Origin of the sequence: Streptomyces sp. SAI-170 (assembly GCF_049739565.1) — a bacterium.
GTDB lineage: Bacteria > Actinomycetota > Actinomycetes > Streptomycetales > Streptomycetaceae > Streptomyces.
This window is the reverse complement of record NZ_JBMGQD010000001.1, coordinates 3,306,863-3,319,846: the sequence shown is the minus strand read 5'-3', so window position 1 is coordinate 3,319,846 and position 12,984 is coordinate 3,306,863. Positions and strand designations below refer to the sequence as shown.

The following is a 12,984-nucleotide window of genomic DNA, read 5'->3' as shown; positions in this document are numbered from 1 at the left end:
CCTCCGCCACGCCCCCTTTGCACCAGACCCCCCTGGAGTTCCCACCCCATGTCCGACCACACCCGCGAGAACGAGTACGACTACGTCGTCGTCGGCGGCGGCACCGCCGGCTCCGTCATCGCCTCCCGTCTGACCGAGAACCCCGATGTCACCGTCGCCGTCATCGAGGGCGGCCCCAGCGACGTCGGCCGCGACGACGTGCTGACCCTGCGCCGCTGGATGGGCCTGCTCGGCGGCGAACTCGACTACGACTACCCGACGGTCGAGCAGCCCCGCGGCAACTCGCACATCCGGCACAGCCGCGCCCGGGTGCTCGGCGGCTGCTCCTCGCACAACACCCTCATCTCCTTCAAGCCGCTCCCGTCCGACTGGGACGAGTGGGAGGCGGCCGGCGCCAAGGGCTGGGGTGCTGTGCCGATGGAGGCGTACTTCGCGCGCCTGAAGAACAACATCGTCTCCGTGGACGAGAAGGACCGCAACGCCATCGCCCGCGACTTCGTCGACGCCGCCCAGGCGGCGCTCGGAGTACCCCGCGTCGAGGGCTTCAACAAGCAGCCCTTCACCGAGGGCGTCGGCTTCTTCGACCTCGCCTACCACCCCGAGAACAACAAGCGGTCCTCGGCGTCGGTGGCGTATCTGCACCCGGTGATGGACGAGCGCGCCAACCTGACCGTGCTGCTGGAGACCTGGGCGTACAAGCTCGAACTCACCGACGGCCGGGCCGAGGGCGTCCATGTGCGCACCAAGGACGGCGAGGAGCTGCTGGTCCGGGCCCGCCGCGAGGTCGTCCTGTGCGCGGGCGCGGTCGACTCGCCCCGGCTGCTGCTGCACTCGGGCATCGGCCCGCGCGAGGACCTCAAGGCGCTCGGCATACCCGTGGCGCTCGACCTGCCCGGCGTCGGCGAGAACCTGCTCGACCACCCCGAGTCGGTGATCGTGTGGGAGACGAACGGGCCCATCCCGGAGAACTCCGCGATGGACTCCGACGCGGGCCTGTTCGTGCGCCGCGACCCCGGACACCAGGGCCCCGACCTGATGTTCCACTTCTACCAGATCCCCTTCACGGACAACCCGGAGCGGCTCGGCTACGAACGCCCCGCCCACGGCGTCTCCATGACCCCCAACATCCCCAAGCCCAGGAGCCGGGGCCGGCTGTACCTCACCAGCGCCGACCCGGCGGTCAAGCCCGCGCTGGACTTCCGCTACTTCACCGACGAGGACGACTACGACGGCCGCACCCTCGTCGACGGCATCCGCATCGCCCGCGAGATCGCGAAGGCCGAGCCGCTGGCCGGCTGGCTCAAGCGCGAGGTGTGCCCCGGCCCCGACGTCACCAGTGACGAAGAACTGAGCGAGTACGCCCGTAAGGTCGCGCACACCGTGTACCACCCGGCGGGCACCTGCCGTATGGGCGCCGCCGACGACGAACTGGCGGTCGTCGACCCCGAGTTGCGCCTCCGCGGACTGGACGGCATCCGCATCGCCGACGCGTCCGTGTTCCCGACCATGACCGCGGTCAACCCCATGATCGGCGTGCTCATGGTCGGGGAGAAGGCCGCCGAGCTGATCGGTGGTGATGCGTGATGAGTACTCCTAGTACCCCCGGTACCCCCGTGTTCTCCGTCGACGGGCTGTGGAAGGTGTTCGGCCCCAAGGCCGAGCGCGTCCCCGCCGACCCCGAGCTGGCCGCCCTCGACCCCGCCGAGCTGCGCGCCCGCACCGGCTGCACCGCCGCCGTCCGGGACGTGTCCTTCGACGTCCGCAAGGGCGAGGTCTTCGTCGTCATGGGCCTGTCCGGCTCCGGCAAGTCCACGCTGGTGCGCTGTCTGACCCGGCTTATCGAGCCGACCGCCGGATCCCTCGCCATCGACGGCGAGGACGTCCGCGCCATGGACGCGGCCCGGCTGCGCGATCTGCGCCGCCACCGCGCCGCGATGGTCTTCCAGCACTTCGGCCTGCTGCCGCACCGCACGGTCCTCGACAACGTGGCGTACGGCCTGGAGATCCAGGGCGTCGGCAAGGCCGAACGCCGGGCGAAGGCCGCCGAGTTCGTCGCCAAGGTCGGCCTGGAGGGCCTCGAACAGCGCAGGCCCGGCCAGCTGTCCGGCGGCCAGCAGCAGCGCGTCGGCCTCGCCCGGGCGCTGGCCGTCGACCCGGAGGTGCTGCTGTTCGACGAGCCGTTCAGCGCGCTCGACCCGCTCATCCGGCGGGACATGCAGGAGGAGGTCGTCCGCCTGCACCGCGACGAGGGCCGCACGATGGTCTTCATCACCCACGACCTGAACGAGGCGCTGCGCCTCGGCGACCGCATCGCCCTGATGCGCGACGGCCGCGTGGTCCAGCTCGGCACCCCCGAGGAGATCGTGGGCTCCCCGGCCGACGAATACGTCCGCGACTTCGTGCGTGACGTGCCGCGCGAGCAGGTCATCACCGCCCGTACGGCCATGCGCCCGGCGTCGGCGGACGAGGCGGGCTCCGGCCCGGCGGTGGCGCCCGGCGCGACGGTCGCCGAGGCGATCGAGGCCGTGGCGCGTGCGGGGGAGCCGGCCAGGGTCGTGGAGCAGGGCCGCTGCCTGGGTGTGGTGGACCACGAGCGCCTGCTGGGTGTGGTCGCCGGCGTCACCCCAAGCGCCCCGGCGGTGCCCTCCCCGCGGCCCGACGCGGAGAACGCGGAGGTCGTCTGATGGCCACCCTCACCGCGACACCCCCGCGCAGCGTCCCCGCACTCCTGCGCCACCGAGGCATCGCCAAGCTGATCCTGCTCGCGCTGGCCGCCGCCGTCCTGGTCCCGCTGGCCGTCACCCGCTGGCCGGGCGCGACCTGGCCCGCGGCCCTCACGGTCGACCTCGACAAGCCGCTGACCGGCGCGGGCGAGTGGATCATCGACCACCGCGACAGCCACCCGGTGTTCCTCTACGGCCTCGGCCACGTCAGCAACGCCGTCGTCCTCGCCGTACGCGCCGTCTACCTCGGCCTCCTCGCCGCGGGCTGGGCCGGAGTCACCGCGCTCGGCGCGTTCGTCGCCTGGCGGGTGGCGGGCCTCCGGCTCGCGCTCGGCACGGCTGCGGCCTTCCTGGCCTGCGGCGCGCTCGGCATGTGGGTGCCGACGATGCAGACCCTCGCCCTGATGACCGTGGCGGTCCTCGCCTCCGTCGTCGTAGGCGCGGCTCTCGGGCTCGCCGGCGGCCTGTCCGACCGGCTGCACCGCGCGCTGCGTCCGGTGCTCGACACCATGCAGGTGCTGCCGGCCTTCGCCTACCTCCTGCCCGTCGTGCTGGTCTTCGGCATCGGCGTGCCCGCCGCGGTCCTCGCCACCGTCGTCTACGCCGCCCCGCCCATGGCCCGCCTGACCGCGCTCGGTCTGCGCGGCGCCGACGGCGAGGTGCTGGAGGCGGTCGACTCGCTGGGCGCCACCGCGCGCCAGCGGCTGCTGACCGCCCGGATCCCGCTGGCCCGCAGGGAACTGCTCCTCGGCCTCAACCAGACGATCATGATGGCGCTGTCCATGGCCGTCATCGCCTCCGTGATCGGCGCCGGCGGCCTCGGCGACCGCGTCTACCAGGCGCTCGCCTCCGTCGACGTCGGCGCGGCCCTCGCGGCCGGCATCCCCATCGTGCTGCTCGCGGTCGTCCTGGACCGGGTGACCGCGGCCGCGGGCCACAGCGACTCCCGGCCGACCCGGACGGGATGGCCGTACGCCCTCGTCGGCGCGGTCGGGATCGCGGTCGCCGGGCGGCTCATGGGCCGCCTGGAGTGGCCCGAGAGCTGGGCGCTGGACATCGCCGGGCCGGTCAACCGCGCGGTCGACTGGATGACCGCGCACCTGTACTCGGGCGTGCCCGTGGTCGGCGGCACCGCCGACTGGGCGGGCCGGTTCACCACCTGGGTGCTCGACCCGCTGCGCGACGGCCTGCTCTGGCTGCCCTGGTGGGCGGTCCTGCTGGTGGTGGCCGCCCTGGCCTGGCTGATCGGCACCTGGCGCACCGCCCTGACCGCGACCACCGCCATGGCCGCCATCGGTGTGCTGGGCGTATGGGAGCCCGCCCTGGACACCCTCTCCCAGGTGCTCGCGGCCGTCGCCGTCACCCTGGTCCTCGGCTTCGCCGTCGCCGTCGCGGCCGCCCGCAGCGAGCGGGTCGACAAGGCGCTGCGGCCCGTGCTGGACGTGTTCCAGACGATGCCGCAGTTCGTGTACCTGATCCCGGTCGTCGCCCTGTTCGGCGTCGGCCGCGCCCCGGCCGTCGCGGCCGCGGTCGTCTACGCGCTGCCCGCCGTCGTGCGGATCACCGCGCAGGGCCTGCGCCAGGTCGACCCGGCCGCGCTGGAGTCCTCGCGCTCGCTCGGCGCGACCGGCTGGCAGCAGCTGCGGCAGGTCCAGCTGCCGCTGGCCCGGCCCGCGTTGCTGCTCGCCGTGAACCAGGGCGTCGTCCTGGTCCTCGCCGTCGTCATCATCGGCGGCCTGGTCGGCGGCGGAGCGCTCGGCTACGACGTCGTCTTCGGGCTCGCCCAGGGCGACCTGGCCACCGGCCTCGTCGCGGGCGCCGCCATCGTCTGCCTGGGCCTGATGCTCGACCGCGTGACCCAGCCGACCGAGCGGCGCGCGAAGAAGGGAGCCTGACATGCGTATCCGTATTCTCGCCGCCTCGGTGGGCGCGCTCGCGCTGCTCACCGGCTGCGGCGCCGCCGACATGACGAAGCAGGCCTCGCCCTTCGCCAACGCCGAGGGCGCCAAGACCGTCACCCTGTCCGTGCAGTCCTGGGTCGGGGCGCAGGCCAACGTGGCCGTCGCCCAGTACCTGCTGGAGCACGAGCTGGGCTATCGCGTCGACACCGTCCAGGTCGACGAGGTGCCCGCGTGGGACGCCCTCAGCCAGGGCCGCGTCGACGCCATCCTGGAGGACTGGGGCCACCCCGACCAGGAACAGCGGTACGTCAAGGACAAGAGGACCATCGCCCCCGGCGGCGACCTCGGCGTCACCGGGCACATCGGCTGGTACGTGCCCACGTACTTCGCCGAGCAGCACCCGGACGTCACCGACTGGAAGAACCTCGACAAGTACGCCGGGCAGATGCGCACCCCGGAGAGCGGCGGCAAGGGCCAGCTCCTGGACGGCTCCCCGTCGTACGTCACCAACGACAAGGCGCTGGTGAACAACCTCGACCTGGACTACCAGGTGGTGTTCGCCGGCTCCGAGGCCGCGCAGATCACGCAGATCCAGCAGTTCGCCAAGGCGAAGAAGCCCTTCCTCACCTACTGGTACGCACCGCAGTGGCTGTTCGAGAAGGTGCCCATGACCGAGGTGAAGCTGCCCGCGTACAAGGACGGCTGCGACGCCGACCCGGAGAAGGTCGCCTGCGCCTACCCGCACACCCCGCTGCAGAAGTACCTCAACGCGGACTTCGCGCACGACGGGGGACAGGCCGCCGCCTTCCTGAAGAAGTTCCGGTGGACCACCGAGGACCAGAACGCGGTGTCCCTGATGATCGCCGACCAGAAGCTCACGCCCGACGAGGCGGCGAAGAAGTGGGTGGACAGCCACGAGTCGACGTGGCGGGCGTGGCTGTCCTGACGGTCACTTTCACGGCTTGACGGTCGCTTTCACGGTCTGACGGTCGCTTTCACGGTCTGACGGTCGCTTTCACGGTCTGACGGTCGCTTTCACGGTCTGACGGCGGTCACTTCGCGAGGCCGGCCGCGATCTGTCGCAGTGCCGCGGTCGCCTGCTGCTGGAGTCCGGGCCCGAACGTGACCCGGGTGGCCCCTCGTTCGCCGAGCTCGGCGGGGGAGGGGCCGTCGGCCTGGCCGATGGGCGCGTACATGTTCAGCGGGCCCTGGATCCCCGACCGCAGCAGCGGCAGCACGTCCAGCGGCGCGGCGATCGGGTACACGCAGTCGGCGCCCGCGGCGACGTACAACGCGGCCCGTGCGATGGCCTGTTCGGGGTCGCGGTCGCCGTGCAGGAACACATCGACACGGGCGTTCACGAACAGCCGGTCGGCGGCCGCGGCGCGCACCTCGGCGAGCCGGTCGGCGTGTGCTCGCGGGTCCTTGAGGACACCGTCCTCGGAGTCCTCAAGGTTGCAGCCCACGGCCCCCGCCTCCAGCAGCCGCTCCACCAGCTCCTTCGGCGCGAGCCCGTAGCCGCCTTCGACGTCCGCGGACACCGGCACGTCCACGGCCCGCGCGATCCGCGCGACCGCCGCGAACATCTCGTCGGCCGGGGTCCGCCCGTCCGCGTACCCGAGCGAGGCGGCGACCCCCGCGCTGGGCGTGGCCAGCGCGGGGAAGCCCGCCTCCGCGAAGACCCGGGCGCTCGCCGCGTCCCAGGGGCCGGGCAGGACGATCGGGTCGGTGGGGGAGGGCCTGCGGTGCAGGGCGCGGAAGACGGCGGCCCCGTCCTGTCGGGCGCTCACTGCTTGGGCCTCGCCGGCTCGTAGTGGCCCGGCACCAGCCGACAGGTCACGCCGAACCGGTTCCAGGCGTTGATGACCGTGATCACGGCGATCAGCTGAGCCAGCTCCGCCTCCTCGAAGTGCTTGGCCGCCCGCTCGTACACCGCGTCCGGCACGAAACCGTCGGTCAGCACCGTCACCGCCTCGGTCAGCGCGAGCGCCGCCAGCTCCCTCTCGGTGTAGAAGTGCTCGGACTCCTCCCAGGCGCTGAGCTGGACGATCCGCTCCACGCTCTCGCCCGCGGCGAGCGCCTCCTTGCTGTGCATGTCGACGCAGAAGGCGCAGTGGTTGATCTGCGAGGCACGGACCTTGACCAGCTCCACCAGCGTCGGGTCGAGGCCCTTCTTGGCGGCCACCTCCAGCCGGACCATGGCCTTGTAGACATCCGGGGCGTGTTCGGTCCAGGCCAGCCGGGCGGGGCGTTCGGGGGCGTATTCGGTGTTCGTCGTCATGTCCTCGACCCTAGGAGCCAGGCAGCCCAGGAGTATGGTCCATTTTCATGGCGAGATCTTGGGCCACTTTCGGCATCGACCTGCATCTGGAGCCCGCGGGGCCGGGCCTGCGGCGCGGACTGACCGACGCCCTGCGCGAGGCCGTGCGCACCGGGCGGCTCGCGCCCGGCACCCGGCTGCCGTCCTCCCGCGCACTCGCCGCCGACCTCGGCATCGCCCGCAACACCGTCGCCGACGCCTACGCCGACCTCGTCGCCGAGGGCTGGCTCACCGCCCGGCAGGGCTCGGGCACCCGCGTCGCCGACCGCGCCGCACCCCCGGCCGCCGCCGCGGCGCCGCATCCCCACCGGGTCCCCGGCCGGCCCCGCTACGACCTCAAGCCCGGCACCCCCGACCTCGCCTCCTTCCCGCGCGCCGCCTGGCTCAAGGCCACCCGTCGCGCGCTGGCCGCCGCCCCGCACGACGCGTTCGGCTACGGCGACCCGCGCGGTCGCATCGAGCTGCGCACCGCCCTCGCCGACTACCTCTCCCGCGCCCGCGGCGTCCGCACCGACCCCGACCGCATCGTCGTCTGCGCCGGCTTCGCCCAGGGCCTGCGCCTCCTGACCGAGGCCCTGCACCGCCGGGGCGTCACCTCCCTGGGCGTGGAGTCCTACGGCCTCGACCTCCACTGGGACCTCGTCGAACGGGCGGGACTCCGCACGGTTCCGCTGCCGCTGGACACGTACGGCACGGTCACGGGCGGGCTTGGGGGTGAGGGACTTGTTGGGGGTGGCTTGGGTGTTGGCGCGGGCGCGGGCGCGGGCGTGGGCTTGGGCTTGGGCTTGGGCGGTGCGGCCGGTGCGGGTGCCGGTGCCGTCGGCGGTTCGGGTGTGGGCGGTGGGTCCGGTGCGGGGGATGGCCTGGGCTCGGACCGCGAGTCCGTTGCCGGGGCCGGGGCCGGCATGGGCGGTCGACGCGGTCGCCGGGGCGGCCCGGGCCGGGGTCGCGGCTCCGGTGCCGAGGGCGGCGTGGGCTTGGGCGACAGGTCCGGTGCCGGTAGGGGCGTGGGCGTGGGCGACGGGTCCGGTGCCGGTAGCGGTGTGGGCGTGGGCGACAGGTCCGGTGCCGGTAGGGGCGTGGGCGTGGGCGACGGGTCCGGTGCCGGTAGCGGCGTGGGCGTGGGCGACAGGTCCGGTGCCGGTAGCAGCGTGGGCTCGGGCGCCGCAGCCGGTGCGGGGGCCGGCGTCGGCGTGGCCGGCCTGCCCGGTGCCGGGGGTGCCGTGCTGCTCACCCCCGCCCACCAGTTCCCCATGGGCCTCGCCCTGCGGCCCGACCGCCGGGCCGCGCTCGTCGACTGGGCCCGCCGCACCGGCGGACTGATCCTGGAGGACGACTACGACGGGGAGTTTCGCTACGACCGCCGCCAGCCCGTCGGCGCCCTCCAGGACCTCGACCCCGAGCACGTCGCCTACATGGGCACCGCCAGCAAGTCCCTCGCGCCCGGACTGCGGCTCGGCTGGCTGGTGCTGCCGCAGGCGCTCGTGGCGGAGGTGGCCGACCTCGGCGGGGCCCGCGCCACCGGGGTCGTGGAACAGCTCACCCTCGCCGAGTTCATCGCCTCCGGCGCCTACGACCGCCATCTGCGTGCCGCCCGGCTGCGCTACCGGCGCCGCCGGGACGCCCTCGTCGCCGCGCTCGCCGAACGCGCCCCCGAGGTGAGCGTCACCGGCATCGCGGCCGGACTGCACGCCGTCCTCCGACTGCCGCCCGGCACCGAGCAGTCCGTCGTCCGCGCCGCCGCCTGGCACGGGCTCGCCGTGCACGGACTGTCCCGCTACCGCCACCCCGACGCCCGCGTCGACCCCCTCGACGCCCTCGTCATCGGCTACGGCACCCCGCCCGACTCCGCCTGGGCCGGAACCCTCGACGCGCTGTGCGCGGCCCTCCCGTAAGGTGTTCGCGCACGGGAACGAACTCTCGGGGGAGACACAGGACATGGCACAGACTCGGCGACGGCTGCGCTCCAGCACGGTCGTCCTCGGCGGCATGGGCGTCGTCGCGGCGGCCCTCACCTCCTGCGGCTCCGACCCCGACCGCCGCTGTGTGGACCGCGACAGCTACGACTACCTCAACGGCTACAAGATCGTCGCCGACAGCAACTGCAAATCGGGCACGTCGGGTTCGTCGTACGGAAAGAGCGGCAAGGGCGGCAACGGCGGCAAGTCCGGCAAGGCGGGTGCCCGGGACGCGGCCTGGTACTACGACGCCGAGGTCGACGACGGCTACGCCGACTACGGCACCTTCAGCCGCAGCGAGGCCGTCGACCGGGGCGGCTTCGGCTGCTCGGGCTCCGGCAGCGGCGGCGGCTGAGCCCCCGCACGGACGCCGACTGACCATGGAACGCAGGACCATCGAACCCCGCCCCGGCTGGCAGCAGACCGTCGAGGAGCAGGGCCTGATCTACCCCCTGACCCGCTACCCCGACGACTCCCTGCGCCCCTACTGGGACGAGAGCGCCTACTACGTCTTCTCCCTGGAGGAGGTCGAGGCGCTGGAGGAGGTCGTCGAGGAACTCCACGGCATGTGCCTCACCGCCGCGGACCACATCGTGCGCGAGGACCGCCTCGCCGACCTCGGCATCACCGACCCGAGCGTCGCCGCCGCCGTCACGGACTCCTGGCACCGCCGCGCCGAACTCCCCTCCGTCTACGGCCGTTTCGACCTCCGTCACGACGGCACCGGCCCCGCCAAACTGCTGGAGTACAACGCCGACACGCCCACCTCCCTGGTGGAGGCGGCCAGCCCCCAGTGGTTCTGGATGGAGGAGCGCTTCCCCGGCGCCGACCAGTGGAACTCCCTGCACGAACGCCTCGTCGCCGCCTGGAAACGGCAGGCCGCCCTGCTGCCCCCGGGCAGCCCCCTGTACTTCGCGCACTCCAGCGCCGACGAACTCGGCGAGGACCTGATGACGGTCGCCTATCTGCGGGAGACCGCGGAACAGGCCGGCCTCTCCACCGAGTGGATCTCCATGGAGGACATCGGCTGGGACCGGCTCTCCGGCCGCTTCGTCGACAAGCGGCTGCGCTTCATCCGCAGCGTCTTCAAGCTCTACCCCTGGGAGTGGCTCACCACCGACCGCTTCGCCGGCCATGTCCTGGACACCCTCGACAACGGCGGCGGCACCGGCTCCACCCTGTGGATCGAACCGGCCTGGAAGATGCTGCTCAGCAACAAGGCCCTGCTGGCGATCCTCTGGGAGCTGTTCCCCGGCCACCCGAATCTCCTCGCTGCGTATCTCGACGGCCCCCGCGAACTGGCGACGACGACCGGCTACGTCGCCAAGCCCCTGCTGGGCCGCGAGGGCGCGGGCGTCACCGTGCACACCCCCGGCGCCGACCCCGTCCTGCGCGACGAGCCCTGCTGCTACCAGCAACTCGCCCCGCTGCCCTCCTTCGACGGCAACCACGTCGTCCTCGGCGCCTGGGTCGTCGAGGACGAGGCCGCCGGACTCGGCATCCGCGAGTCGTCGGGCCTGGTGACGGACGAGTACGCGCGCTTCCTGCCCCACGTGATCCTGTGAGGTACACGGCTCGTGCGTGTCTCGCTCGCATGGTGGACGCCCGAGCGGCACGCTCATGACCGACCGGTAGGCTGGGGCCGGGCCGTGACTGGCGCGCTGGGATGGGATGGACCATCGGGGAGCGGCCTGCGATCAAGTGCCGTGCGCCTGGGCCACCCGTGAACCGTGAACGCACACGCCCGGAGGCCGACATGCCAGAGCAGCAGCCCCTCTCCACCGAGTCCACCGCCTTCCGCGCCGCCCTCGACGTGATCCGCGCCGTCGAGCCGCGCGTCGCCGACGCCATCGGCCAGGAGGTGCACGACCAGCGCGAGATGCTCAAGCTGATCGCCTCCGAGAACTACGCCTCCCCGGCCACGCTCCTGACCATGGGCAACTGGTTCAGCGACAAGTACGCCGAGGGCACCGTCGGCCGTCGCTTCTACGCGGGCTGCCGCAACGTCGACACCGTCGAGGCCCTCGCCGCCGAGCACGCCCGCGAACTCTTCGGCGCCCGCCACGCCTACGTCCAGCCGCACTCCGGCATCGACGCCAACCTCGTCGCCTTCTGGGCCGTCCTCGCCGACCGCGTCGAGGCACCCTTCCTGGAGAAGACCGGCGTCCGCCAGATCAACGACCTCTCCGAGGCCGACTGGGCCACCCTGCGCCAGGCCTTCGGCAACCAGCGCATGCTCGGCATGTCCCTGGACGCCGGCGGCCACCTCACCCACGGCTTCCGCCCGAACATCTCCGGCAAGATGTTCGACCAGCGCTCCTACGGCACCGACCCGGCGACCGGCCTCATCGACTACGAGGCCCTGCGCGCCCAGGCCCGCGAGTTCAAGCCGCTGATCATCGTCGCCGGTTACTCGGCCTACCCGCGCCTGGTCAACTTCCGGATCATGCGTGAGATCGCCGACGAGGTCGGGGCGACCCTGATGGTCGACATGGCCCACTTCGCGGGTCTCGTCGCCGGCAAGGTCCTCACCGGCGACTTCGACCCGGTCCCGCACGCCCAGATCGTCACCACGACCACCCACAAGTCCCTGCGCGGCCCGCGCGGCGGCATGGTCCTGTGCGACGACTCCCTCAAGGACCAGGTCGACCGCGGCTGCCCGATGGTGCTGGGCGGCCCGCTCCCGCACGTCATGGCCGCGAAGGCGGTGGCCCTCGCCGAGGCCCGCCAGCCCTCCTTCCAGGACTACGCCCAGCGCATCGTCGACAACTCCCGGGCCCTCGCCGAGGGTCTGATGCGACGCGGCGCCACCCTGGTGACCGGCGGCACCGACAACCACCTCAACCTCATCGACGTCGCCACCTCCTACGGCCTCACCGGCCGCCAGGCCGAGCAGGCCCTTCTCGACTCGGGCATCGTCACCAACCGCAACGCCATCCCGGCCGACCCCAACGGCGCCTGGTACACCTCCGGCATCCGCATCGGCACCCCCGCCCTGACCACCCGTGGCCTGGGCACCGCCGAGATGGACGAGGTGGCCGGCCTCATCGACCGCGTCCTGACCGCCACCGAGCCCGGCACCACCAAGTCCGGCGCCCCCTCCAAGGCGGCTCACGTCCTCGACGCGAAGGTCTCCGACGAGATCTCCCACCGCGCCACCGACCTCGTGGCCGGCTTCCCGCTCTACCCGGAGATCGACCTCGGCTGATCGGGCACGGGCCCACGGCTCACAGGTCGATCAGCTCCTGCCGAGGCTCTCCCCGCGGCGGTCCGGGCTCCTGCCGGGCCGCCGCGCGGCGTATCAGCAGCGCCCCGCCGCACCCCACCGCCACGCCGACGCCCAGGCCCGGCAGAGCCCACCACCAGCCGGAGTCGTCGGAGAGCGGCGCGGACGCGGTGACCGGCTGCGAGGCGTCGTCCTGCGGCCCCGTCTCCGCCGGGGCGGCCGGCGCCGGTGGAGGGCCCGCGGCCGTCTCCGGGTCCGCCGCCCGGCCCATCACCCCCAGCTCGTCCAGCAGTGAGCGCAGCGCGCTCGGCTGGGCCGCGCGCTGCCAGGTGCCCGTCCACTCCGGCGGGGTCGTCGAGGTGTGGATCCACACCTCCGGGCCGTCGGACGCCAGGTGGACGCGGTCGACCCGGACGGGCGATATGTCGTGCGCCAGCCACGTCACACTGATCTGCCGCGTCCGGACGAGGTCCGCCTCCGGAGGCCTCGCCGCCGTGCCCTCGCCCGGCTCGCCCAGCAGACGCTCCAAGCGCCGGTACGCGCTGTCGGAGTAGTAGAGGGAGGCCGTCTCCCTGCTCTCCGGCGACACCACCAGCACGCTCGTCAGGCCACCTGCCGTCGCCGCCGGTGCGCCCCACAGCAACAGACCGAGTGCCAGAGCCGCCGCGGAGGCCGACCCCGCGAGCCTCCGAGCCCAGCTGCGGCAGCAGCCCTCCCCCACAAGCTTCAGCAACCGCATCCGCATCCACACCCGCATCCCCATGTGAGCCCCAACCCCAGCCGGACGTAGCCCCCGCGACCCGCCCCGGGCCGCCTGTCACTTCTGGTACACCGCCCGACCCTCTCGGGTTCCGCT

Annotated in this window: 11 protein-coding genes and 1 riboswitch; of the genes, 8 read left to right on the top strand and 3 right to left on the bottom strand. The window is 73.1% G+C overall.

The window, feature by feature from the left end; genetic code table 11:
* The first annotated feature begins 48 nt into the window (after positions 1 to 48).
* The 4 genes from RKD23_RS14655 to RKD23_RS14640 are packed head-to-tail and all read left to right on the top strand — an operon-like array spanning position 49 to position 5,570.
* Complete coding sequence (locus tag RKD23_RS14655; RefSeq protein ID WP_424854090.1) at positions 49 to 1,584, top strand: GMC family oxidoreductase; 1,536 nt, start codon at positions 49 to 51, stop codon at positions 1,582 to 1,584.
* Positions 1,584 to 2,684 carry a quaternary amine ABC transporter ATP-binding protein gene (locus RKD23_RS14650; protein ID WP_424854089.1) on the top strand — a complete coding sequence of 367 codons (1,101 nt, stop codon included), beginning with the start codon at positions 1,584 to 1,586 and terminating at the stop codon, positions 2,682 to 2,684. Before RKD23_RS14655 ends, RKD23_RS14650 begins: the two co-directional genes overlap by 1 nt.
* The gene (locus RKD23_RS14645) at positions 2,684 to 4,618 is read left to right on the top strand and encodes an ABC transporter permease subunit (protein ID WP_424854088.1); all 1,935 of its coding nucleotides are present in this window, start codon (positions 2,684 to 2,686) and stop codon (positions 4,616 to 4,618) included. The genes RKD23_RS14650 and RKD23_RS14645 overlap by 1 nt, the downstream gene beginning before the upstream one ends.
* Before the next feature lies 1 nt (position 4,619).
* Positions 4,620 to 5,570, top strand: coding sequence for an ABC transporter substrate-binding protein (locus RKD23_RS14640; protein WP_424854087.1), 951 nt, complete (start codon positions 4,620 to 4,622; stop codon positions 5,568 to 5,570).
* Positions 5,571 to 5,676: 106 nt separating this feature from the next.
* Here the strand turns inward: RKD23_RS14640 and RKD23_RS14635 are convergent, their stop codons facing one another.
* The gene (locus RKD23_RS14635; protein ID WP_424854086.1) at positions 5,677 to 6,414 is read right to left on the bottom strand and encodes an isocitrate lyase/PEP mutase family protein; all 738 of its coding nucleotides are present in this window, start codon (positions 6,412 to 6,414) and stop codon (positions 5,677 to 5,679) included.
* Positions 6,411 to 6,905 carry a carboxymuconolactone decarboxylase family protein gene (locus RKD23_RS14630; RefSeq protein ID WP_404043475.1) on the bottom strand — a complete coding sequence of 165 codons (495 nt, stop codon included), beginning with the start codon at positions 6,903 to 6,905 and terminating at the stop codon, positions 6,411 to 6,413. Before RKD23_RS14630 ends, RKD23_RS14635 begins: the two co-directional genes overlap by 4 nt.
* 47 nt (positions 6,906 to 6,952) lie before the next feature.
* Between RKD23_RS14630 and RKD23_RS14625 the strand changes: the two genes are divergently transcribed.
* The 4 genes from RKD23_RS14625 (at position 6,953) to RKD23_RS14610 (ending at position 12,110) form a co-directional block, all read left to right on the top strand.
* Complete coding sequence (locus tag RKD23_RS14625) at positions 6,953 to 8,839, top strand: PLP-dependent aminotransferase family protein (RefSeq protein WP_424854085.1); 1,887 nt, start codon at positions 6,953 to 6,955, stop codon at positions 8,837 to 8,839.
* Between the two features lie 43 nt (positions 8,840 to 8,882).
* Positions 8,883 to 9,257 (top strand): hypothetical protein, encoded by a 375-nt coding sequence (locus RKD23_RS14620; RefSeq protein ID WP_424854084.1) that lies wholly within the window; start codon positions 8,883 to 8,885, stop codon positions 9,255 to 9,257.
* Between the two features lie 25 nt (positions 9,258 to 9,282).
* Complete coding sequence (locus RKD23_RS14615; protein ID WP_424854083.1) at positions 9,283 to 10,467, top strand: glutathionylspermidine synthase family protein; 1,185 nt, start codon at positions 9,283 to 9,285, stop codon at positions 10,465 to 10,467.
* A gap of 74 nt (positions 10,468 to 10,541) precedes the next feature.
* A riboswitch (ZMP/ZTP riboswitch) is annotated at positions 10,542 to 10,627 on the top strand.
* Between the two features lie 31 nt (positions 10,628 to 10,658).
* A complete protein-coding gene (locus RKD23_RS14610; RefSeq protein ID WP_424854082.1) occupies positions 10,659 to 12,110 on the top strand; it encodes a glycine hydroxymethyltransferase in 1,452 nt (483 codons plus the stop codon).
* 19 nt (positions 12,111 to 12,129) lie between these two features.
* Here RKD23_RS14610 and RKD23_RS14605 read toward each other — a convergent pair whose 3' ends face one another.
* Complete coding sequence (locus RKD23_RS14605) at positions 12,130 to 12,891, bottom strand: hypothetical protein (protein ID WP_424854081.1); 762 nt, start codon at positions 12,889 to 12,891, stop codon at positions 12,130 to 12,132.
* Positions 12,892 to 12,984: the final 93 nt, after the last annotated feature.

What these genes read in the sequence shown, in the direction of transcription:
- RKD23_RS14655 (WP_424854090.1), top strand. Translation starts at nt 49, where the DNA reads ATGTCCGACCACACCCGCGAGAACGAGTACGACTACGTCGTCGTCGGC.
- RKD23_RS14650 (WP_424854089.1), top strand. Translation starts at nt 1,584, where the DNA reads ATGAGTACTCCTAGTACCCCCGGTACCCCCGTGTTCTCCGTCGACGGG.
- RKD23_RS14645 (WP_424854088.1), top strand. Translation starts at nt 2,684, where the DNA reads ATGGCCACCCTCACCGCGACACCCCCGCGCAGCGTCCCCGCACTCCTG.
- RKD23_RS14640 (WP_424854087.1), top strand. Translation starts at nt 4,620, where the DNA reads ATGCGTATCCGTATTCTCGCCGCCTCGGTGGGCGCGCTCGCGCTGCTC.
- RKD23_RS14630 (WP_404043475.1), bottom strand. Translation starts at nt 6,905, where the DNA reads ATGACGACGAACACCGAATACGCCCCCGAACGCCCCGCCCGGCTGGCC.
- RKD23_RS14625 (WP_424854085.1), top strand. Translation starts at nt 6,953, where the DNA reads ATGGCGAGATCTTGGGCCACTTTCGGCATCGACCTGCATCTGGAGCCC.
- RKD23_RS14620 (WP_424854084.1), top strand. Translation starts at nt 8,883, where the DNA reads ATGGCACAGACTCGGCGACGGCTGCGCTCCAGCACGGTCGTCCTCGGC.
- RKD23_RS14615 (WP_424854083.1), top strand. Translation starts at nt 9,283, where the DNA reads ATGGAACGCAGGACCATCGAACCCCGCCCCGGCTGGCAGCAGACCGTC.
- RKD23_RS14610 (WP_424854082.1), top strand. Translation starts at nt 10,659, where the DNA reads ATGCCAGAGCAGCAGCCCCTCTCCACCGAGTCCACCGCCTTCCGCGCC.
- RKD23_RS14605 (WP_424854081.1), bottom strand. Translation starts at nt 12,891, where the DNA reads ATGGGGATGCGGGTGTGGATGCGGATGCGGTTGCTGAAGCTTGTGGGG.